The sequence below is a fragment of the Streptococcus sp. ELY_137 genome (assembly GCF_058314515.1).
This window is the reverse complement of sequence record NZ_JBZFUL010000004.1, coordinates 153,591-175,639: the sequence shown is the minus strand read 5'-3', so window position 1 is coordinate 175,639 and position 22,049 is coordinate 153,591. Positions and strand designations below refer to the sequence as shown.

The window sequence follows — 22,049 nt, the reverse complement described above, 5'->3', positions numbered from 1 at the left end:
CTAAATGTCATCATCGTCGTCAGCATCATCATCACCAGATACTTGGAATTGCTGAAGAGCTGTTGAAGCTTCCGATAGAATATTTTCTGCCAGAGCTTCCCCTTCCAGCATATCCTTCATGACAACAGCTGTTAGAGCCGCTGTTAAGTTCATTCCGCCAATGACCAGCGCTGTATCCAATTTTCCTTTTTCGGCCAAAACATTTAGGAATGTTGTCAGGGGACTACCGCCGACAATATCCGCTAGGACAACAAACTCATCCTGCTCATTTGTCTGAGCTTCCAAGCCTTCCTTGATTTGACTAGCAAAGTCATCAACTGACTTACCATTCTGCAGACCAAAAGCTAGAACTTGATCAATCTTATCGCCAGCAAACATGGCCAACGAGGTTTTCAATCCCTCGGCCAAGCCACCGTGACTGACTAACACCAGATACTTCATAAGACCCTCCTTTTATTGTCTTTATTTTACAAAAATTGGAAACGCTTTTACATTGTTGTTTGTCACATCATACGATTAACACTTGTCACTCGTGCAATGACATTTGTCACTTAAAAAGAAAAAGTGTTGGGAAGACAAGATTCTAAGACGCTTGTCTTCCCAACACTTTTATTTGTAGTTTACTTACGCTGCTAATAGGCCGCAGTCCCTCATTGAACGAGCGTTTTTAATTGGTTTTAATTATTGGAGATTAGTCTAGTTTTTGCCTACTGGTTCAGCTTATCCTGAATTGCCTGTAAATCATCGTCCAAGCTGTCCTCCGATATGGACTGAGCTATGAGGTAATCAGCCTTGTCTAATATCTCCTGGGTGGTTAGAGAGCGAGGTTCAACACGCGAGTGTGAGAGCATAGCTGTCAAATTGTCGGTAGTAAGAGCGTTACCACCGAGGCTACCCTGATTAAAAAGCTTAGTCATAGAACTGCTTGTTACCACGGATTTCTTCACAGAGGCTCCAGGAGAATTCTTCATTAGTTGGCTCTGATGTTCATTCTCAACCAAAAGTTTCATAAATTCCCAAGCTAGACTTTTATGACCGCTCTTAGATGAAATTCCAAAAAGGGAGGTCTGGAGCTGATTAGGAATTACTCTGGAGGATTTTACGGGCATGCGAACACAGGTCCACTCAAAAGAGGAATATTTGGCAACATGATAAGGGTAAGGTTTATAGGTCCGATATTCCGCCAGAGTCATGGGCATAAAGGCTACATTCCCTTTATCAAAATCTTTTGAGGTCAATTTGGTTGTTCCAGATAGCTTATCCAGCTTAGTATAATAGTCTAGTGCCGATTTGATTTGGGGATTGTTGATGGAGACTTTTTGTGAGTTGTCAGCGGCGAAAATAGACAGCCCGTAGGCTGATACTGCATCCCGCCAACTGTATTCGGTCACTCCAAATTGGTCAAGATTACCATCCCCATCACTATCCTTAGTCAACCTTTTACACAGCTGATAAAACTCTTCCAAGTCCCAACCTTCTTCAGGAATCCTGACACCCGCCTGCTTGAGTAAATCCTTGTTAATACAAAGCATCATGACATTATTTTCATAGGGCAGACCATAACTTTTGCCTCGGTATTGACCAGCTTTGAGACTGGATTGATAAAAATCATTGGTATTGAGCTTCTTAAAATAGGGGCTGAGATTGAGAAGAGTCTGGTTTTGAGCTAAAGAGCTAAAATTGCCATCAGGAACCATAAAGATATCAGGTGTCTGCCCTAGAACGATCTTGTCTGACAGCCAGTCAGCATAATCATCCTTATCAATACCGCTTTCATAAGTCACCTCAACATTAGGGTGCTCCTTTTCAAACCTAGCAATAACATGATCCATCAAGCGAGTCCCTTCATCACTGGGGACATTCCAACTGCTATCTGTATAGAGTCCCAACTCCAAGTGAACAGTATGAAAACGGCTCCAGTAAATCAGGCTGACCACCCCTAAAAGGAGGGAAAGCAGCAGCAACATCTGCCAGTGAAGCTTCTTCCACTTATGTTTTACCATATATCTAATCCTCAAAATTTCTGGTTGTCGCACCTGTTTGAACAGCCCAAATAGCCAGCTGGGTTCGGTCACGCAGGGAAAGTTTGGAGAGGATATTAGATAGATAGTTGCGAATGGTCCCTTCTGACAGATAAAGTTTTGTCGCAATTTCTTTATTGGACAAGCCAAACCCAACTTGCTGGATAATTCGCCATTCAGCTTTAGATAAATCAGCTACCTGATCATCTTCTACCTGAATACTCAAATTTGATTGGGCCATCTGCGAGAACAGCTTAAACACCTTAGTTGCAATATCTGGATTGAGCATAGATTTGCCATCGTAGACAGTAATAATTGCTTTATAAAGCTCCTGTGTTGATACTCCCTTTAAGAGGTAGCCCGAAGCACCAAACTTAAGTGCACTAAAAATAAAATCATCATCATCAAAGGTCGTCAAGATAATAATTTTAACATCTGGATACAGTTCTTTTACCCGCTGAGTACACATAACACCGTCCATTTTAGGCATGCGAATATCCATTAAGATAACATCAGGACGCTCGGAGGCAATAGCTTCTAAAACTTCAAAGCCATTGCTAGCCGTTCCAACGACATCTATATCTTCGTGGGCTGACAGAATAATTTGAAGGGAGTCGCGGATCAGCTCCTGATCATCTGCAATCATCACCTTAATCATGAATTTGTCCTTTCATTCTCGGTATAGTAATATGAGTTAAAAAGCCTTGGCTGCCATCATAAGAGATACGGCCGCCAACCATGCTGAGCCGTTCCCGCATCTGCATAAGACCATAGCCCATATTGATATGCTCGCATCCTTGGCCATCATCGTGAATGACGATACGGTAAGAGGTATCATCCTGATAACATCGAATAGTGACTATGCTGGCATGACCGTGGCGCAAAGAATTGGTGACCGACTCCTGAATAGCTCGAAAGATAATGTCCTCGGTTGTGACATCTAAGTCAACATCTCCCCAGTCGTAGACAAAATCAATCTGCAAGGAGGATAAACTTTGGTACTCCAGCAACATATTTTTGAGTGCTTCTTTCAGTGTATGACCTTCCAAAGCCCCCGGTCGAAGTTTATTAAGAGAGCGACGGACATCCTGAATACTATTGCGCACGACTAGAGACATCTTATCGACTTGTTCCTTAGCCTTATCAGGGTTCAAATCAATCAGCACCGAGACAGCGTCCATTCCCGACGAAATTCCTGTCAAAGCATGACCTAAGGTATCATGGATTTCGCGTGAAATCCGCTTGCGTTCACGATCTTCGGTAATTTTTTCCGTTAGATCTGCGTAGGCATTCAGATCCTCATTAATTTTAGCAATTTCCTGCAGTTTTTCCTGCATTTCCTGACGTTCCTTGGCACTAATAACAATGTAAAAAATAAAAGAACCGAAAAAAGCAACAAGATTAAAGGAATAGAGAAGGTTTTTGACTAGCTTAAAACCAAATTGTGTCTGTTCCGAATAAAATTCTAAGTAGGTGTCCAAAGAAGGAATCTTGATAATACTGGATAAGACATCTGGATCAGAGATGAGAAGCATAAGCGAACTCATAAACAGCACTGCTGCCCAGCTGCGCTTGCGCTGCAAAACAGTATAGTCTAAGCTAAAAAAGATATCTAAAAACACTAGCAGAAAAATACCATTATAAGAATATTGGAGAGTCTTGAAAACTGCTAGCATCACTAAAAACTCTAGCAGAATCAATCCAGCTGCTAAATTGAAATTAGCCTGCCCTTGGCGCTCTCTGAAATAGATAACCCCCACTAAGCACAGGTAGAGACCTAGAGAAAGAAAGAAGACGATACTAGGAGGTTGAGGCACTATTTCTAAGTTTTCTAACAAGGATTGGCTCAAATTGTGGGCTACAATGTATTTACTCGTCAAAAGGTAGGTCATACCAATGTTCCAAATTGCAAAAAAATTGAGTACAACAAGACTGTAGCGCGCTAATGTTATGACACGTTGACTCGTCATTATTCCCACCCCGTCAAATTATAATCAGCTATGTTGTCTTTATCCACCAGCTTTACAGGAATGGTAATCCTTTTTTTGACCTCATGTCCCTCTAAAAGCTGATAAACAGCGTCAATACTCTTATCAGCCATCTGGGTTGGAAATTGGGCTACACTGACTAAATGGCTGTCTCCTCTAGCAATCAGAGATTTAACATCGGGAGAGCCATCAACACTGTAGATCATTTTGGACTGAGAAAGTTTGAGGTTCTCCTGAGCAGCCAGTGCACCGATAGCACTGCGATCGTTGATCGCCATGATCGTGTCAATTTGAGGATTCTCCGTTAAGGCCTTGGCAGTCAGAGGCATAGCTAGCTCCGTCTGACCTTGAGCATTGGCATCTCCGACAATATGGTAATCCTTGCGGCCTGATATAGTGTCCTTAAAGCCCTGAAGCCTTTCATCTGCTGAATAGGTCCCCTCATGAGCCAGGAGGTAAATATTAGCCGATGACTGACTGACCATTAAGCGTTTGCCTAGTATGACACCGGCTTGATAGTTATCTGATACCACTGTGGTATCAGCCAAATCATCAGCTAGCTGACTGTCGACTACCACTACTTTAATACCCGAGCGTTTGGCTTGTTTTACAGCCGATAACAGTTGCTTATCATTACCATTAACAGGATTGATGATAAGCGCATCGACATCTTGTTGGACAAATTTTCTCACCTGTTCAGCCTGCTTATCGCTGCTTAATACAGGATTTCTAAGGAGCAGGACATCACCCTTTTCATCGGTTACTTTTTTTATCTGCGAATTGAGATAGCTGTAAAAACTGTTGTTCATGGTCATAAAGGTGACCCCAATCCTTTTTTGCCCCTGAACAGCTGGCTGGTACTGATAGTAGGCATAGGAAATAGCTATAATAATACAGGCTAACAGAAAGTTTCCCATAACAAACTTGCGTTTTTTCAAACCATCACCTACAGTATTTCTTCTCTTAAAACTTTAGCAATACCATCATGGTTATGATCCAATGTCACTCTGCCTATACGTTTTTGCAAAGGCTCAGGAGCATTCCCCATAACAACTCCTTGACCCACTGTCTCTAGCATTTCCAAATCATTATAATTGTCACCAAAGGCCATCGTTTCAGCTTTAGGGACTTGATAGTAGGCACAAAGAGCCGTGATTGCCTGCCCCTTATCAATACCAGCTGCCATAACTTCAATCAAATGGGGCAGAGATTTGGCAATCGATAAGCTGGGATAGGAGTTTTTAAGTTCTTGTAACACAGCATCGGTTTTTTCTGGCGGGCACATGACCAAGACCTTATGAGCTTCCTGAATATGGGTAAGTTCAGAAAGCTGGCTTGCTTGCGATTTAAGCCCGACCACAACTTCTTCGTTTTCGACTAAATCGTGTGCTTGATAAGAGGAGAACCAATCCTGATAAGAATAAATATTCCAAGCTAAGTCCTTAGCTATATTTTCAATCGTTTGAGCAATAGCAATCGCCTCTGCCATAGGAAGAGATTTGGACGCAATAGTCCTACCATCTTCAGTCTGAAGTAAAGCTCCATTGTAAGCGATCAAGGGGCTATTAACCCCAATTGCTGCCATAATAGGGCGAATAGCTTCTGGCATACGGGCCGATACTGGTACAAAATAAAGCCCCTTAGCAACACAAGCTCTGATAGCTTCCTGTGTAGCCGGCGTTACAGCATGATATTGGTTAAGTAACGTTCCATCAATATCACTGAAGATAATTTTCATGAGCTGACCTCCCATTTTGTTTTTTATCCGTTTGCATTCTTAATATCATTCCTATTATAACATTTTCTTGTTTGAGATTCTTCCTTACCAAGGCAAAAAAGGCCTGAAGCAGGAGTTTTACTTCAGACCCTGGAGTTATATGGATGTGAAAGTTGCTTGATACTCTTTGAGTATTAGGATAAGGATACGTCAGACCTAAAAGGGAAGCTCTTCTTCCTCAAGGACAAGATCCGCTAAGTCACTAGCCGTATTATTTTCACGTACGGCACGCTGAGCCCGACTTTCTAGGAGCTGGAAAGACTGGGCTAGAACCTCAGTTACATAGCGAGTTTGACCATCTTTATCGTAACGGCGTGTGCGTATCTCACCATCAAGAGACAGCAAACTGCCCTTGTTGGCGTAGGAAACCAGCGTTTCAGCTAGTTTTCCCCATAAGACGATATTGATAAAATCCGCCTGACGCTCACCGTCTTGCGACTTGAAACGTCGGTTAACAGCCAAAGTCACATGGGTAACTGATTTATCCGAGGATGTTTTAATCATCTCGGGGGCAGCAACTAAGCGGCCGATAAGAATGACTTTATTATACATCATTTCACCTCCTCACCTTATTTATTCGTAAAAGAGATGAAAAAATAATAAAAACCGAAAAAAATTTAAATACTTTTGTAGATTACTCTTAATCTATATTTCCCTGATTTTCAATATCAGAAATCATATCCAACCTCACTTGATGACGTCCTCCTTCATACTCTGCCGTGAGCCATTCATCCACAATCATCTTTGCTACTTCTAATCCGACTACGCGGGAGCCAAAAGCCAAGACGTTTGTATCATTATGCTGGCGGGACAATTTAGCTGAATAAGGCTCGCTGCAAATGACACAGCGAATGCCTTTGATCTTGTTTGCCGAAATACCAATGCCAACACCAGTACCACAAATTAGGATTCCCTTATCGATCTTATTGGAAGCTACGGCTTCAGCCACAGCTTTCCCAGATTCAGGATAATGAAATCGCTCTGTACTGTCTGTCCCATAGTTGACAACTTCATAGCCGTACTTATCCTCAATATAAGCCTTAAGAGCCTGTTTATATCCTACAGCGACATGATCATTTCCAATACCAATTTTCATAACTTGTGTAATTCCTTTACTATCTCTGCGTAAGGTTTTTCCTTGCCAAATAAGGCGCTGGTGCCTAAGATGAACCCGTCGGCTCCAAGGGCACTTAATTCTTCGATAATAGCTGGACTACAAGCACCATCAATCATAATCTTATAATGGTAGTCCGACTTTAAATCAACCAGCCTTTTTATCTTTTTCTTAGTAAAATCAATAAATTTCTGGCCTGCAAATCCTGGATTAACTGTCATAACCAGCAGGTAGTCAACTAATTCTAGCATTTCACCGACTGTTTCAACACTTGTATCGGGATTTAGCGCTAGGCCAGTTAATTTTCCACTATCCTTGATATGGCTGAGTGTTTTCACTACGTAACGTTCACTTTCTGGGTGAATATAGATCAAATCTACACCTGCATCAATAAACCAATCCACTTTATTTCCAGGATTTTCAATCATTAAGTGACAGTCAATTAATTTATCGGTGTATTTTCTAATGGCTTTAATATCATTAATTCCCATGGTTATATTAGGAACAAATTCACCGTCCATAATATCACAGTGGTAGATATCCACATCAGCACGATTCAGATTTTCAACTTCTTTTTGTAAATGGCCAAAATCTGCACACATCATGCTGGGACACAATAATTTCGTCATAGCATCCTCCTCCATAAGACATTTAAGCGGTTAAACGATACGACAAAAATTAAGAAAATCGCTACAGATACAGCACAATCTCTAAAAACTTTATATCCGAAGGCAGTCTGCATTTATAAAACACAGGTTCTTGCACTCAAAGAAGATCCTATCAGACTAGGCAAGGTAATAACTTAAAGAGATCAAGCGATCCAAAAAGAAACCACTTTGGGTTACCGCCTAGGCTTCAAGTATCCCACTAACTAAAGGCAGCCGCTATAGGCAGTCTGCCTTGCTTCTTTACTAGCTCGCCCGCTAAAAATAAACAATGGCGATTTGTCTCCTGAGGTCTCAATTCTAGCATTTGATTTTCCAGAAGAAACAGATACAGAACCTTACTTATTACTAATTAATAACATTAATCAGCTGCTATCATAGAGGTAACCTTTCCAAGACTATCATCCCAGCGATCTGATATGACCGTGACATCCTTTAGATCAAAAGCCTTGACATTGGATAAATTATGAAATTTAGTGCTATCACACAGGAGATAAACTTCATCGGAATGTTCCCGTACTATCTTCTTTTTAGTTGCTTCGACAAGTGTCGGAGTTGTTACCCCAAATTTTTCATCAACACCATTAACCCCTAAAAAAGATTTACCGAAATAGATACTCCTCAGGTTCGTTTCAGTTAATGCACCACTTACTGAGGAGTTTATCGGATTAAATTGGCCTCCTAAGATAATGACTTCCGCTACAACACTGTCAGCAAGTGCGAATAAATCAGTATTGGTCGTGTAGATTGTAATCCTTTTATTTAGAATTTTTCTAAACAATACTGAGCATGTCGAGCCAGAATCGAGATAGATAACGTCGCCATCGTGAATTCGTTTAGCCGCTAGGTTAGCGATTTTATCTTTTTTATCACCATGAAGCGTATTGCGCATTGTGATTGGAATCTCTCCCACAGTTGACATTAATTTAATAGCACCGCCTGATAAATATTCAATTTTATTGTTCTTTTCAAGCTCTTTTAAATCGCGTCGCAGTGTTGAGGAAGAAACGTGTGGAAATACGGATTGAATCTCATCAAATTTGACTAATTCAGTATCCTTTAACAAGCTTAATATTTTTTGTTGTCTTTCGTATGGAATCATCTTATTATCTACCTTTATTTTGGTAATAATGATACCATATTCAGAAAATTATTTCATGCAGTCGTCTAAGCTAGCTGGTCATCTCTACTTGTAAAAACAAAGCCAAGAACGGCACCAACAAGAACAGAAATCCCTAGACCGATAACACCATTAATAACATTGGCATTGCTTTCGATAAATGCCGGGAAGGTTGTTACACTGCCGAACACAAAAGCGTTAGTAACAACTTTAGTCAAACCTAGATAAGCTCCGCCAGCTGCACCTGCAATAATTTGTGCCAAAAACAGTTTTTTGTTTTTTACAAGCATGCCAAATAGGGTAGGCTCAATAATTGCGGATAATGCAATGGTAATGACGCCTGTCATCGCAAAATTTTTAAGGCTTTTATTTCTTGCCTTGAGCCAAACTCCAAAGGCCGTTCCAATAACAGCAAAGTTACAGGCAAAGGTCAGAGGACAGATATAATCATAGCCGTTTTGAGAAATATTATTAATCATAATAGGGTTGACTGCCCAGTGGATACCAAAGCTGACCAAGACGCTCCAGCCACCGCCAACAAGGATACCTGTCAGTACACCACTGCGTTCAATTAACCAATTAACAACATTAGCAATTCCTTCACCACTGTATACGCCAATCGGACCAATAACAATAACGGTTAAGGGCACCATAATAGCTAGAGACACCAAAGGAATCAGAACAAGCTTAAGTGTTTCTGGAATATGCTTGTCTAACCACTTATAGAGGTAAGAGTAAGCCCAAATCGCAAGTATAATAGGAACAACTGTTGAGTTGTAATTCATCAAGACAACTGGAATTCCAAAAAAACTCGTCGTAGCACCATTACCTGTCTTTCCTAGCAAGGATAAAAAGTCAGGATGCAATAAAGCAGCTCCGATTAAGGCTGAAATGTAGGGACTGGCTCCGAAACGCCGTGCAGAAGAAAAGGCGAGTAAAACCGGAAGAAAGTAGAAAACAGCCATAGAGGCAGCAAATAAAATGCTGTAGGTACCGCTTTTATCACTAATCCAGCCCAATTGGACACTTAAAATAAGCAGGCCGCGTAAAATTCCTGATCCAGCTAAAGCCGGCAGTAAGGGTGCAAAAATTCCTGATATAGCAGAAAAAATCTTACTGATAATACTGCCACCTTGACCTGATGATTCTTCCAAAGAATTCTCTGTATTGCCTTTTACGAGTATCTCAAATTCGTCATAAACATGGGGTACTTCTGTACCAATCAATATCTGATACTGCCCAGCTTTATTGACAACATCCACAACACCATCTACAGCTTTAACGGCAGCATCATCTGCCTTGGATGGATCTTTCAAGTTTAGGCGTAACCGTGTAGCACAGTGAGTCATATTAGAGATATTTTCTGGTCCGCCAATATGCTCTAAAATCCCTTTTGCAGTTGCTTTGTAATCCGCCATAGTAATCACCTCCCTAGTCTTTGGTTCCTTTTAAGAACGTTAACATTAATTTATTAGCTGCAATAGCATCGTTTTTATCAATAATATTTTGGATATAATCCATTCCGACTGTGCCAATTAACTGATCCATATAGGTAATCATGGCAACATTTCTTTCTGCCTCTTCTACAGCAGGTTCAATAACTGGGAAAGTGTCAAAATAGACGACTCCCTGATAATCATGCTTTTTCAGGTAGTACAAAAGTTCCAAGGTTTTAAAGGGTGATGCTGTTCCAATCATCAGGCCGTCATCAGCAACACCATAGCCGTCATTCGCATGAATACCATATAGCTGCCCCCGACTGCCAAAAATATCTGCGGCAAAAGCTGGATTTTCATGTTTCATAAGCATATGGCAGTAATCCAGAGTAACACCGATATTCTCACGATTCACTTCGCTTAGCAGCATTCCCGTTATTCCCATGCTGTCGACAAAAGCGTAAGCTCTTTCTTCATAGGGTTTATATTCAATGCTAATTTTCAAATCTGGAGCGTAATCACAAATTTCTTGATAAGCCTTTACTAACTGATTCCAAACCTTGTGATAGTTGATTTGAAAGCTGTAATCGAACCCATCAAACCCCAACCAAATAGTGATAACCTCTCCGCCTATTGCTCGGCAATAATCGGCTGCATCCTTACACAACTGGCGTGCCTTAGCTGCAACAGTAGGATCTGCGTTGCCTAGTTCACCATTAATAAAATCACCTCGAAACCTAAGCGCCAGTCCATTCAAAATAAGGTTATGCTTGTCTAAAAGTTTCTTCATTTCTTCAGACGAAATCCCCTTAGTATGCTCTGGATAATTGAGATCAACATAACCTAGACCAGCAGTTTCAAAGTCTGAAAAAGTTTTTTCCAAATTATAACCATCAATTCTCAGATAGGAATTAATCCTTGTCGCTAATTTCATATCTTTCCTCCTATTTATTAACTTCGCCTATATTTTAGCACTAAAAGAAAGCGATTTCAACATATTTTTTCACATTTTTTTATTTATTATCATATTTTTTTATTTATTGTCGCTAATTGAGTCATATTTTTTCTATTTAATATATCAAAGTAAAAATCTGAAAATACAAAGACCTTTAAGAAGTTCAGAGCTAAGATACTTTTTATTTTGAACATACAAATAGAGAGGACAAACCCTTGTCCTCTCTGAATGTTAAGATATAGCATTACTAAAATTGACATTAAGCCTAAATATAAAAAAGATCTCGAGCTGTTCAAAGTAGCGAATCACTTTACCATGTTATTCTATCTTGTTGTTATAATATGGGACTGTTATCAGTACTAGGATCTTTCTTTTTAGCCTCGTAGTCAAATTCATCCAACTTTTTTTATCATAATCCCAGCAAAGCTTTTCTGCTTTTTTAAAACTCTTCAAGCCCCTTCATGGTAATTCTCCATTCTGATAATTATTTTTGAGATAAATTGTCAAAAATCTCCCCGGCCTGCTGGTTATCAACTGCTTCGATATTTTGTGCCGCATATATGAGATCTGAGCTAAAGGTATCCATCTGACTCTTATAGGCATCAAGGGCTGACTTAGCCGCCTCTTCTGTCCCCTCATCCCAAACATTGGACATCTCTATCTCAGCGGTCAGCTCTTCAATCTCACTGTCGCTGAGGTGCGCCCCTAGGGCTCTTGACGCCGCTATCGCTGCCTCGGAAATGACCTTAACCTCTTCCTTAACGTCGCTGATATGCTTCTTGGCTGCTTCAACTTTATTGTTAATATCTTCCTCAGCCAGCTGGGTCGCCATGTAGAGCAACTCTGTCCGAAGCAGAATTCTCTGCGCTCCTGTCGCATTTTTTATCTTAGCGTGGAAACTGTTGATATTCTCCCTATTCCATTTAATCCCTTCTTTGTGAGCCTCATCAATGATAGCCTGATAGTCCTTCTGAAAATCACTGATGACTTTAGCCGCCTCTGCAGCACTGATTCCTAGTTTGGCAGCCAGACTGGTGTTTGAAATCCCACTCTTTATCATTTCCATAATGACGGAGGCCAGGGAAGGATCGACATCTTGGCCAAGCAGTTTATTCAGCGTCTCTTTCTCCAGTTTGGCTATATCTTGACCGGCTTTGAGCAGTTCTGGGTGATAATGCTTAGAAGCGACTAAGGGATCCCCGTGACTGTCAATTTGAAAGGCTCCAAAGTCATGGGCGGAATTCCCGTCAAAAGTGCCGGTATACTTGCTAGGAACAATCACTTTGACCTTACCGAACTGGTCTTTCCAAGGCTTGTCCCGATTGAGCATGCTCACAATATCAAAGGGATTGACATAATAGGTCACATGTTTGCCCGCTGCCTCAATCTTTTTGTCCGAGACACCGTCCATCTTTTTCAGGCTGTCAGAAACATCAGGCCCGTCAAAGAGGACGACCTTGCCGACATGATCCAGCTCATCATAGCTGAGATTGGCGACGGCTTGGGCTGAGACCATGGTTCCAAGAGAGTGTCCCGTCACATTCATCTTCGCTTTAGGGGCTGCATCCTTTAGCTCGGCAATCTTTTCCTTCATGGCCTTGTTGGCTAACTTAGCTTGGGGGATATACTGCCCTGTCACCGCAAAGCGGGCATCGTTGTTAACCCAGTCATTGAGGGTATCCAGCCCCATCCCATCACTGCCGCGAACCACAAAGTAGGTGTTTTTGGTCGAGCTGTCGATCTTTTCGGTATCTGTGACATAGTAGGCATTGAAGCCTTCCTTTTCATCGGTCAGGAGACCTTTTTGATGACCGTCTTTTGTTGTATGAAGCGTTTCATCGGGCTGGAGGTAGAGCTCCGTTTTACTGGCGTTGGGATCACTCTTATCGGGATAACCGTCACCTGAAGCACCTTGGGTGAGTTGACCATGATTATCTGTTGCATCTTTAGCAAAGTCAAATTTAAGAGATTTTCCTGAATCTAACTGCATTCGTTCTTCAGGAGTTAGTTTCTCATAGGCAAAAGTATCAGGACGTCCAGTGTAAGCAGACTCAGCTAAAGAAGCATAAATGTTATCAAAACTCTCTAAATTCCAGTTACTCAAATTGGTTCCCCTTCTATTCTTAATTGGCTACCTTGGGACATACTATCCATATCAACATTACCGTCTTTATCTATCCAGATGTCTACGCTCCAACTAGAATCTTCAAGGTCATTGATACCGCCGTAGACAGTAATAAAAGGTTCAGCAACGACAACTCCTGATTTATCCCACTGGGTTTCATCCCAATCGATCTGCACGGACTCGACCTTAGAGCTCTGTGATTTCACAAAATCCACGATTTCCTGCTGGTGCTCTTTCAAATAGGCCAGCTGTTTCTCCTTGGTTGTCATTTTTGCTTCTCGCTGCTTTTTCTCAGCTTCTTTGGCTTGTTGCTCTCGCTTGGCTTTGACAAAGGCCTCAAAGCGACTGTTAAAATCATTGGCTACCATCAGGGTTCCTCCTATTCCTATTAAGATGGCTAATGTGACCAAACTTATTAGTGTGATCTTAGTGCTTTTCTTCATAAGAGCCTCCTACCCTAAGATACATCTATCCTGTTTGTATTACCCTTTCCAATGTTTCATCGGATCAAAACGCTCACCGATAGAAGCATTCTCATCCAATTCAATAATTCCACGCTTTTGCGGAGCGTTTGGCAAGGCTAATTCCCGCGGAGCGCACATCATGCCGTAGCTCTCAACACCACGGAGCTTGCCTGAGAAGATAAGGCTACCGCTTGGCATCATGGCGCCTGGAAGGGCTACGATCGTTTTAAGACCGACCGCTGCATTGGGGGCACCCGCTACGATTTGAACAGTTTGGTCAGACGCAATCTGTACTTGGCAGATGTTAAGATGGTCACTGTCCGGATGAGCTTCCATTTCCTTGATTTGCCCTACAACAAAAACTGGGCTAAGAGTCACTTCGAGAGCTGCCGTGAAGCCTTCTTTTTTCAACTCATTGTTTAAGACTTCTACATCAGTAGCTGATGGAAAAACTTGACCATTTGCATCAAGTTGAATGAGGCTAGAAGCTTCAAAAATATTCCAGGCTAGGGTCTTATTAGTTGCCGTCTCAAAGACACGCGCCACCTTTCCCTTGCGCTCAACCTCACGTTTAACATCCTTAGTGTCTTGCAAGATCACCATCAAAACATCGCCGACTTGTTCTTTATTATAGGCATAAATCATATTTCTTCTTTTCCCTCACTTGAAACTGGCTAAAAACTGATTGATTTCCTCTTTGGTTTTTCTGAGTTTATTGACTAGGCGTCCGATTTCCTGACCATTTTCAATGACAATCAAACTAGGAATCCCAAAGATATCCCACTTTTGTGCTAGGGGCATAAAGGCATCGCGGTCTACTTGAACAAAGGTAACATGGGGATTATCGGCTTCTAGCTCATCCAAAAAAGGATAGAGAAACTGGCAGTCTGGACACCAGTCAGCTGTGAATAAGAAGACAAAACGGCCTTTTTCTTCTAAATAAGTGGCTAATTCTTCATAGGTTTCTGGTTTAAGCATCTTCTTGCCCCTCACTATAGCTAATCTCACCGGCTTCATAGGTAAAATCGAGAACTCGGCCATCCTCAAAGACCAGACCACCTGACAAACTAGAACCGTGTGTCTCATAATCCTTGATATAGAGGACTTGAACATCCCCCATCTGACTAAAATAAGCTCTGATCTCAGCTAAAATGCTTGTCTGGTTACGGTCAGCCATCTTTTGTTGCAGACCATAGCTCAGAGCCGCCAAGCCCGCTAGACCTGCCAGACCCGTTGTTAGCAGTAATTTCTTATGTTTCATGCCTTTCATTTTATCATAAATGAAGGCCTTTGGCGACAGGCAGAATCGGACAAGGACAGCTATCCGACCAGCTTTATGCTAAAATAGGACTAAGAAAGTGAGGACGCAATGACAGACTTATTTACAAAAATTCAAGAAGTGACAGCGCTTAAAGGTATCGCGGGGCATGAGTTCCAAGTACGAGATTATCTGCGTCGGGCTATTGAACCTCATGTTGACAGCATTGAAACCGACGGGCTGGGGGGACTCTTTGGAATTAAAGAAAGTACAAGGGCTGAGGCTCCCCGTATCATGGTGGCTGCCCACATGGACGAGGTCGGCTTTATGGTCAGTGACATTAAGGAAGACGGTACCCTGAGGGCTGTTTCCATAGGAGGATGGAATCCACTGGTTCTCTCCTCGCAGCGTTTTACTTTAATCACGCGCTCGGGTCAGAACCTGCCCATTATTTCGGGATCCCTTCCGCCACATTTCTTGCGGGGGCAAAATGGTCAAACTAGCCTGCCAGCGGTTGCTGATATTATCTTTGACGGGGGTTTTAGTGACAAAAGTGAAGCTTACAGCTTTGGCATTACTCCTGGTGACATCATTGTGCCAGACAGTCAAGCGATCCTGACAGCCAATCGGAAAAACATCATCAGCAAGGCTTGGGATAATCGCTATGGAATTCTCATGGTGACTGAGCTCTTAGACAGTCTGAAAGCAAGCCAGCTGGACAATACCCTGATTGCTGGCGCCAATGTTCAAGAGGAAGTTGGCCTGCGCGGAGCCCATGTTTCAACGACCCAGTTTGACCCTGAACTCTTTTTTGCCGTTGATTGCTCACCTGCAGGCGATGTTTATGGTGATCAGGGTAAAATCGGCGATGGTACCTTGATTCGTTTTTATGACCCCGGACATATCATGCTGCGAAACATGCGTGACTTTCTCTTAACGACTGCCGAGGAGGCTGGTATTAAGTACCAGTACTATGCAGCCAAAGGCGGCACTGATGCTGGAGCTGCCCACCTGCAAAATAGCGGAGTGCCTTCAACTACCATTGGTGTTTGTGCCCGCTATATTCACTCCCACCAAACTCTCTACAATATAGACGATTTTTGCCAAGCACAGGCTTTCTTGCAAGCTATTATCAAAAAGTTGGATCGCTCAACAGTTGATCTGATCAAAAACTATTAAAGAAAGGGACTTTGCTAACGCATCTGGTGTTGGTCTACGGGCTGCGATTGGATTTATCGGCCTTGAAAAATGGCAACTGCCACCATCAAAGGCTTAGATAAAACTGACTTTGATATTATAGTAGCCGGACAGAACCCTCAAAAAACAGCCCGTCAAACTGAACAATTGGGCGTCCGAGCCTTGCCAAATCAAACAGTTCTAGTTACGGAGGCTAACTTCATCATCTTAGGAATCAAGCCTCATGGCTTGCCCACCGTTCTTGCACCCTTGGACTTTCATCAACCCATCATGTCATGGCAGCTGGAAGTAACCTAAAGCGTTTGGCCGAGTTAACCGACTCTAGCCTGCCTCTGATTCGGATTATGCCTAATATTAATGCTCAGATTTTGCAAAGTACCACGGCCATCTGCGCTAATCAGGAGGTCGATGAGCAAGTCTGGGACTTAGCTAAAACTATCACCGATAGTTTCGGATCTACATTTGAAATTGCTGAGAAGAATTTTGATACTTTCACAGCTCTGGCTGGGGTCAAGCATGGCTTGCCTAAGGATCAAGCCATGAGTATTGTTACACAAACTGTCCTAGCCAGTGTACAGAATCTTAGTCAGGGACAGCAAATTTAACTAAGACTCGCTTTGTCTATTTTAATTTTCTAGCAAAACTCCTCAGAAATATTGATTTCTGAGGAGTTTTAGTATTTCTATAAAAATCCTACCATCAGGTCAGCATCTGGTAAAGATTGGAATGAATAGGAAAATATCAATGCGATAGAGTCTAGGATTGTGCCGGTTATCAATTACATCTAGCCCGCTCAGTCGGACGTACGCCTTTCACCTTATTTCTTTAAGCCTTATTGACCTAAGGTCATCAAAATCATGATGAAGGAAGCGTAGGCATTCATAAATATGTGGATAGCGATGCTATATTCAACCCGCTTGGATTGCATCGCTACAAAACCAAAGACCAAGCCCTTACCTCCCATAGGTAATCCAACCGCCAATTTTAATTACTAACTTGACCTACCAAGGAAGGCTAATCATTTGGTACATGATTAAAACAGAAATAAAATTATTGAGGATGTGCAGGGCAATACCATACTCTAGCCGTTTATATTTAAAGGCAAAGAAGCCTATAACAGCTCCCATACCAATGTAAGCCAGTGCTGCTCCCCAAGAATCAGGAGTATGCGCCAAACCAAATGCTAGACTACCAAAGAGATAGCCAAGCCAAGGATTGCGAAAGAGCTTTTGCTGAATAAAGCCACGAAAAATTAATTCTTCAATAACTGGTGCTGTGATAGCCACCGCAATAATCATAAAGAAAGCTGGAACGTAGGACAGCATACTTTCCACAGCCTGTTGGTTAGAAGTATTGGTCTTATCTTCCAGCTGCATGATAAAACTAGCCACCTGCTCAATCCCTAGCACTAAAGCATAAGCAAGAATAAGACCAAAAACTAAGATTTTCCAGTTCAACCCTTTCTTCTTAATAAAATCCCACCTATAAAGGAGCCAAACGGCCAGGGCTAGAGCTCCTAACTCCACTAAGACAGCTAGACCAACACCAATTGGGCCAGCCGGTAAAAGATGACTGGGATCGGCTTGTCGACCATGTTTTGCTATTGTTTTAACAACAGCCGCAAAACTAATAACAAATACTCCTGCCTGCTCGGCCAGAAAGAGGCCAAGAGCAAGACCAATCCATTTGAGTTTTTCTAAAAATATTTTCATAGTATCTCCATTTTGCAGTGAGTTTTCGTCTGAGTGAATGGTTTTATGAGCAAGCATGACATAGATTAGGATACGGAAATTGATGAGTATAATGACATCAATTAGAGCAGACAGCCAAATCTTCATTAAGATCAGCAGCAACCCAGCCTTCATGTGAAGATTTCAGTAAAGACCATCATTCCAAACTAATCTAATAGCCTTGCGCAGTTTTTACATTTGCTATAACATTCTTTTCTTCCTTAAAGCTCCGTTAAAATTTTTACTTAAATTTTGTACCATGATAACATAACAAGAGTAATTCTACAAGGTCATGTTCGTAAAAAAAATAAGCTCCTGAGCATTGTAGTTCAAGAACTTGAAGTTTTTTATGATTAAAGTTCACCGTTTACAAATCAGGCTAAGGCATTTCGTCATCGAAAAAGTTTCCTGTACTGATCCGCCTAGCGAGGCTCATGGCCGATCGTAAATATGGCTAAGGTATTCGGGCCAACATGGGCCGAGATGACTGGCCCCAGCGGCATCATAAGTACTTCAGAAATTGATGGACTTTCTAATAACTGTGCTTTAAGGGACTCAGCTCCTGCTTCGTCATTAGCGTAGGCAACAATAGCGGTATTGGTCTCAACATCTTGAAGCGACCGGTTGACCATTTCCTTCATCCCCTTTTTACGGCCACGCAACTTGGCTAGAGGTACTAGCTTCCCTTCAGCGTCCAACCATAGGAGGGGCTTAATATTTACGAGACTGCCAAGAAGCGCAGAACTCTTAGACAGACGGCCGCCGCGCATGAGATGGTAGAGGTCATCGACAAGAAAGTAAGTCCGGAGCCGCGGAATAATATGAGAGACTGCGGCCTTGACCTCCTCAAGGCTAGCCCCTTGGTTACGCATTTGAGCTGCAAGGATAGAAAGATAGCCTTCTCCACCGGCTGCAGCTCTCGTATCAACAATTTCAATACACGCATCTGGATAATCTTCTAAAACTAAATCACGTGCTATCAAGCTACTCTGATAAGTCCCAGAAAAAAGAGATGAGAATGCTAAATAAAGAACTGGCCGCCTCTCTTCAGCGTATTTGCGAAAAGCAGCTTCAAATTGGCCAACATTGACCTGACTAGTCGTCGGCTGACCGCCATTTTGCATAGACTCCAGTAAAACGTCACTGGTTATGCGGTCAGTACCAACGGTTGGGTAGTCCTTGCCGTCTAGGGTAATTGTTAACCCTAGAATGTCAATATCCTGCTGGTTAGCCCAGTCTTCATTTAAATCAGCTGTCGAATCTGTAATAATCTTAAACGTCATTGCCATCTCCCTAAAAGTATAACGTGAATTATTATATCAAAAAAGGGAGGCCTTGCCCACCTGAATGCGTTATAAATCGTCTAGGAGGCCTTGAAGCTGGTCCAACTGCTTTTCGTCAAAGGATCCTAGGCGGGGGGTATACAATTCAATATCTTTGGACAGCTGGTCTAGGTTTGATTTAACAACATTGACTCGCTCTTCTAATTCGCGCGCCGAAACCCGTAGGGCTCCTTGTGAGAAAATTGTCCACTGTTCATTGAGGTCACTGGTCGCGACTTCAACAAGATTAAGTCGTGTATTAAGTTCAGCAGCTGTCCGCTCAATATAGGAATCAGCTGTCTCATCTTCCTGAGTAAAAACAACGGTCAATTGATAATCATCATAGCGTTGTCGGCTGCCTGGAACATATTGGGCATCAAAAACACAGATAATTTCAATAGCTTCAAAACTGGCATAATGGCTAAGTTTACTCAGAAGGATATTTCTAGCGGCATCCAATTGGTTGGTTTTAAAGAGCTGTCGCGTCTCCTGCCAAAAGGCAATCATATTGTAGCCATCAACCATTAAAATTTTTCTTCTGACCATAGCACCTCCTTGTTAAAGTCGGTAAGCGATATTAGCAAAGTAGATAAAATAAACCAAAACAAAATTCCATGATAACTTTACCATCATCCATCAATTGATCTAATCCTTCGACTGACCTCTAATATCTGCTGACAATCTCTTTTGATCATAATTTATTTTTGATCATAATTTATTTCTGAAAACCTCATACATGAGAATGGCTGCAGCCACGCTGGCATTCAGGCTTTGGACATGGCCTGTCATAGGGATGGTAACCATCTCGTCTACCTGCTTCTTAATATTAGCAGAGATACCCCTGCCTTCATTGCCGATAATCAAGACTAGCTTGCCAGCTGTATTCCATCTGTGGGCAGGCGTTCCATCCATGTCGGTGCCAAAAATCCAAAACCCTTGCCCTTTAAGCTGATCAATAGTTTGACTGAGATTAGTCACACGAGCAACCGGAACATGTTCAGCTGCGCCCGTCGAGGTCTTGGCAACAACCGGAGTGACACCAACCGCCCGATGTTTGGGAATGATGATGCCGGTCACATTGGTTGCATCAGCTGTCCGCAGGATAGAGCCAAAATTATGAGGGTCGTTAAGTCCATCCAAGATAAGGATAAGGGGATTGTTCTGCTGATCTGCTTCTTTTAAAATATCAGCTAAGTCAGTATAGGCGAATTCAGACACACGCAGGACAAATCCTTGATGAACCGCCCCGCCTGTCATCTCATTTAAACTTTTCTTGGGCGTCCAAGAGACAGAGACCTTTTTCTCAGCTGCTAGGTCTTTAATTTTATCCACATTTTTGCCACGCAGATCATCTTGAATGTAGAGTTTATTACCAGTGTTAGCCTGCAGGCTTTCCGTTACGGTATGTACACCGTAGACAATATCCTTGTCGTCTAGTTGTTTCATCTATTTAAAAACTTTCTGTAGAACTTCTCCAACAGTTGATACACCGATAACTTCTATCGTTTTAGGAGTTGTGACATCATGGAGTGCATTTTTAGGAACGTAAACTTTGGTGAATCCAAGCTTGGCAGCCTCATTGATGCGCTGCTCAATTCGATTGACACGGCGAATTTCTCCTGTCAGACCGATTTCACCGATGAAGGCATCCTGAGCATTGGTCGGTGCTTCCTTGTAGGAGGAGGCAATGGAGACTGCCACCGCCAGATCAATGGCTGGCTCGTCCAGCTTGACCCCACCAGCTGACTTGAGATAGGCATCTTGATTTTGCAGGAGGAGACCACAGCGCTTCTCCAAAACAGCCATGATTAAACTGACCCTATTGAAATCTAAACCAGTCGTTGTCCGCTTGGCATTGCCAAAAACCGTTGGTGTGACTAAGGCTTGAACCTCAGCTAAAATCGGGCGTGTCCCTTCCATGGTGACGACAATAGCCGAGCCTGTCGCCCCGTCCAAGCGCTCTTCCAAGAAGAGCTGACTAGGGTTGAGGACCTCGACTAGGCCACCCGTCTGCATTTCAAAAATACCAATCTCATTGGTGGAGCCAAAACGGTTTTTCACCGCCCGTAAAATCCGAAAGGTATGGTGGCGCTCCCCTTCAAAATAGAGAACTGTATCGACCATATGTTCCAGCATCCGCGGACCAGCCAGAGTTCCTTCCTTGGTCACATGACCCACGATAAAGGTGGCGATATTATTGCTCTTGGCCAGCTGCATAAGCTCAGCTGTCACCTCCCGCACCTGAGAAACGGAACCTTGAACACTGGTAATTTCAGGACTCATAACCGTCTGGATAGAGTCGATAATCAGAAAATCCGGCTTCAGACGCTCGATTTCAGAGCGAATATGTTGCATATTAGTTTCAGCGTAGATGTAAAATTCATTGTCAATATGGCCTAGGCGCTCACTGCGCAGCTTGATTTGCTCGGCCGATTCTTCCCCAGAAACATAGAGTACCGTTCCCTTATTGGCCAACTGAGTCGAGACCTGCAGCAAGAGAGTTGATTTCCCGATACCGGGATCCCCACCGATAAGAACCAGACTGCCGGGCACCACACCGCCACCAAGAACTCGGTTAAACTCCCCCATACTCGTCTTGATTCTGGCATAATCAATAGAAGAGACATCTTTTAACTTGGTCGGTTTTGTTTTTTCACCTGTTAAACTGACTCTAGCGTTCTTAACTTCTGGGGCCTCAATTTCCTCCACAAAAGAGGACCAGCTGCCACAATTAGGGCAGCGTCCTAAATATTTAGGAGAGTTATAGCCACATTCCTGACAGACGAAACTTGATTTTTTCTTTGCTATGGTAGATCTCCTTTTTCTTGTACCATCTTTATTTTATATCAATTCAGATGGTTATCGCTATCATTTTGA

Annotated in this window: 24 protein-coding genes and 2 pseudogenes; 3 read left to right on the top strand and 23 right to left on the bottom strand. The window is 42.4% G+C overall.

All coding sequences use genetic code 11. From position 1 onward, the window contains the following. The 17 genes from AC4HAO_RS04880 to AC4HAO_RS04800 form a co-directional block, all read right to left on the bottom strand. Entirely contained in the window at positions 1–441 is a 441-nt protein-coding gene (locus tag AC4HAO_RS04880) for a PTS sugar transporter subunit IIA (protein ID WP_491092792.1), read from the bottom strand. A 266-nt stretch (positions 442–707) separates the two neighbouring features. Continuing rightward, a complete protein-coding gene (locus AC4HAO_RS04875; RefSeq protein ID WP_491134748.1) occupies positions 708–2,003 on the bottom strand; it encodes an ABC transporter substrate-binding protein in 1,296 nt (431 codons plus the stop codon). A gap of 4 nt (positions 2,004–2,007) precedes the next feature. After that, positions 2,008–2,679 (bottom strand): response regulator, encoded by a 672-nt coding sequence (locus tag AC4HAO_RS04870; RefSeq protein ID WP_491134747.1) that lies wholly within the window; start codon positions 2,677–2,679, stop codon positions 2,008–2,010. Further along, entirely contained in the window at positions 2,672–3,991 is a 1,320-nt protein-coding gene (locus tag AC4HAO_RS04865) for a sensor histidine kinase (RefSeq protein ID WP_491092790.1), read from the bottom strand. Before AC4HAO_RS04865 ends, AC4HAO_RS04870 begins: the two co-directional genes overlap by 8 nt. Then, entirely contained in the window at positions 3,991–4,947 is a 957-nt protein-coding gene (locus AC4HAO_RS04860; protein ID WP_491092789.1) for a substrate-binding domain-containing protein, read from the bottom strand. Before AC4HAO_RS04860 ends, AC4HAO_RS04865 begins: the two co-directional genes overlap by 1 nt. An 8-nt stretch (positions 4,948–4,955) precedes the next feature. After that, positions 4,956–5,747 (bottom strand): Cof-type HAD-IIB family hydrolase, encoded by a 792-nt coding sequence (locus tag AC4HAO_RS04855; protein ID WP_491092788.1) that lies wholly within the window; start codon positions 5,745–5,747, stop codon positions 4,956–4,958. A gap of 195 nt (positions 5,748–5,942) precedes the next feature. Continuing rightward, complete coding sequence (locus AC4HAO_RS04850) at positions 5,943–6,338, bottom strand: single-stranded DNA-binding protein (protein WP_447452540.1); 396 nt, start codon at positions 6,336–6,338, stop codon at positions 5,943–5,945. 88 nt (positions 6,339–6,426) lie between these two features. Further along, entirely contained in the window at positions 6,427–6,882 is a 456-nt protein-coding gene (gene rpiB, locus AC4HAO_RS04845) for a ribose 5-phosphate isomerase B (RefSeq protein ID WP_491092787.1), read from the bottom strand. Next, entirely contained in the window at positions 6,879–7,529 is a 651-nt protein-coding gene (locus AC4HAO_RS04840) for a ribulose-phosphate 3-epimerase (protein WP_491092786.1), read from the bottom strand. The genes rpiB and AC4HAO_RS04840 overlap by 4 nt, the downstream gene beginning before the upstream one ends. A 397-nt stretch (positions 7,530–7,926) precedes the next feature. After that, positions 7,927–8,667 carry a DeoR/GlpR family DNA-binding transcription regulator gene (locus AC4HAO_RS04835; protein WP_447452471.1) on the bottom strand — a complete coding sequence of 247 codons (741 nt, stop codon included), beginning with the start codon at positions 8,665–8,667 and terminating at the stop codon, positions 7,927–7,929. 65 nt (positions 8,668–8,732) lie between these two features. Further along, positions 8,733–10,103, bottom strand: coding sequence for a PTS transporter subunit EIIC (locus AC4HAO_RS04830; protein WP_491134746.1), 1,371 nt, complete (start codon positions 10,101–10,103; stop codon positions 8,733–8,735). Positions 10,104–10,116: 13 nt separating this feature from the next. Continuing rightward, positions 10,117–11,055 (bottom strand): sugar phosphate isomerase/epimerase family protein, encoded by a 939-nt coding sequence (locus AC4HAO_RS04825; protein WP_491134745.1) that lies wholly within the window; start codon positions 11,053–11,055, stop codon positions 10,117–10,119. A 505-nt stretch (positions 11,056–11,560) separates the two neighbouring features. Further along, positions 11,561–13,180: a cutinase family protein gene (locus AC4HAO_RS04820; protein WP_491134744.1), complete on the bottom strand. Its 1,620-nt coding sequence runs from the start codon at positions 13,178–13,180 to the stop codon at positions 11,561–11,563. After that, positions 13,177–13,644, bottom strand: coding sequence for a hypothetical protein (locus AC4HAO_RS04815; protein WP_491134743.1), 468 nt, complete (start codon positions 13,642–13,644; stop codon positions 13,177–13,179). Before AC4HAO_RS04815 ends, AC4HAO_RS04820 begins: the two co-directional genes overlap by 4 nt. A gap of 39 nt (positions 13,645–13,683) precedes the next feature. Then, the gene (gene ytpR / locus AC4HAO_RS04810) at positions 13,684–14,310 is read right to left on the bottom strand and encodes a YtpR family tRNA-binding protein (protein ID WP_491092783.1); all 627 of its coding nucleotides are present in this window, start codon (positions 14,308–14,310) and stop codon (positions 13,684–13,686) included. A gap of 15 nt (positions 14,311–14,325) precedes the next feature. Further along, positions 14,326–14,643, bottom strand: a complete 318-nt coding sequence (locus AC4HAO_RS04805; RefSeq protein ID WP_491134742.1) for a thioredoxin family protein — start codon at positions 14,641–14,643, stop codon at positions 14,326–14,328. After that, positions 14,636–14,926 carry a DUF4651 domain-containing protein gene (locus tag AC4HAO_RS04800; protein ID WP_491134741.1) on the bottom strand — a complete coding sequence of 97 codons (291 nt, stop codon included), beginning with the start codon at positions 14,924–14,926 and terminating at the stop codon, positions 14,636–14,638. The genes AC4HAO_RS04805 and AC4HAO_RS04800 overlap by 8 nt, the downstream gene beginning before the upstream one ends. 108 nt (positions 14,927–15,034) lie before the next feature. Here AC4HAO_RS04800 and pepA point away from each other — a divergent pair, with 108 nt between their 5' ends. From pepA to AC4HAO_RS04785, 3 genes and pseudogenes are all read left to right on the top strand, one after another. Beyond that, positions 15,035–16,102, top strand: coding sequence for a glutamyl aminopeptidase (pepA, locus tag AC4HAO_RS04795; RefSeq protein ID WP_491134740.1), 1,068 nt, complete (start codon positions 15,035–15,037; stop codon positions 16,100–16,102). A gap of 69 nt (positions 16,103–16,171) precedes the next feature. After that, complete coding sequence (locus tag AC4HAO_RS04790; RefSeq protein WP_491134739.1) at positions 16,172–16,417, top strand: NAD(P)-binding domain-containing protein; 246 nt, start codon at positions 16,172–16,174, stop codon at positions 16,415–16,417. Next, a pseudogene (locus AC4HAO_RS04785) lies at positions 16,402–16,716 on the top strand (pyrroline-5-carboxylate reductase family protein); the annotation flags it as partial. The gene AC4HAO_RS04790 and the pseudogene AC4HAO_RS04785, both read left to right, overlap by 16 nt. Before the next feature lie 236 nt (positions 16,717–16,952). On the opposite strand, the pseudogene AC4HAO_RS04780 reads toward AC4HAO_RS04785, so the two are convergent. From AC4HAO_RS04780 to radA, 6 genes and pseudogenes are all read right to left on the bottom strand, one after another. After that, a pseudogene (locus AC4HAO_RS04780) lies at positions 16,953–17,103 on the bottom strand (CPBP family intramembrane glutamate endopeptidase); the annotation flags it as partial. 18 nt (positions 17,104–17,121) lie between these two features. Continuing rightward, positions 17,122–17,985, bottom strand: a complete 864-nt coding sequence (locus AC4HAO_RS04775) for a CPBP family intramembrane glutamic endopeptidase (protein ID WP_491092779.1) — start codon at positions 17,983–17,985, stop codon at positions 17,122–17,124. A gap of 287 nt (positions 17,986–18,272) precedes the next feature. Continuing rightward, positions 18,273–19,133, bottom strand: coding sequence for a DegV family protein (locus tag AC4HAO_RS04770; protein WP_491092778.1), 861 nt, complete (start codon positions 19,131–19,133; stop codon positions 18,273–18,275). A 69-nt stretch (positions 19,134–19,202) separates the two neighbouring features. Further along, positions 19,203–19,718 (bottom strand): NYN domain-containing protein, encoded by a 516-nt coding sequence (locus AC4HAO_RS04765; protein WP_491134738.1) that lies wholly within the window; start codon positions 19,716–19,718, stop codon positions 19,203–19,205. 162 nt (positions 19,719–19,880) lie between these two features. Continuing rightward, positions 19,881–20,618 (bottom strand): 23S rRNA (guanosine(2251)-2'-O)-methyltransferase RlmB, encoded by a 738-nt coding sequence (gene rlmB / locus AC4HAO_RS04760; protein ID WP_491134737.1) that lies wholly within the window; start codon positions 20,616–20,618, stop codon positions 19,881–19,883. Beyond that, positions 20,619–21,980 (bottom strand): DNA repair protein RadA, encoded by a 1,362-nt coding sequence (gene radA, locus AC4HAO_RS04755; RefSeq protein WP_491134759.1) that lies wholly within the window; start codon positions 21,978–21,980, stop codon positions 20,619–20,621. Positions 21,981–22,049 lie beyond the last annotated feature (69 nt).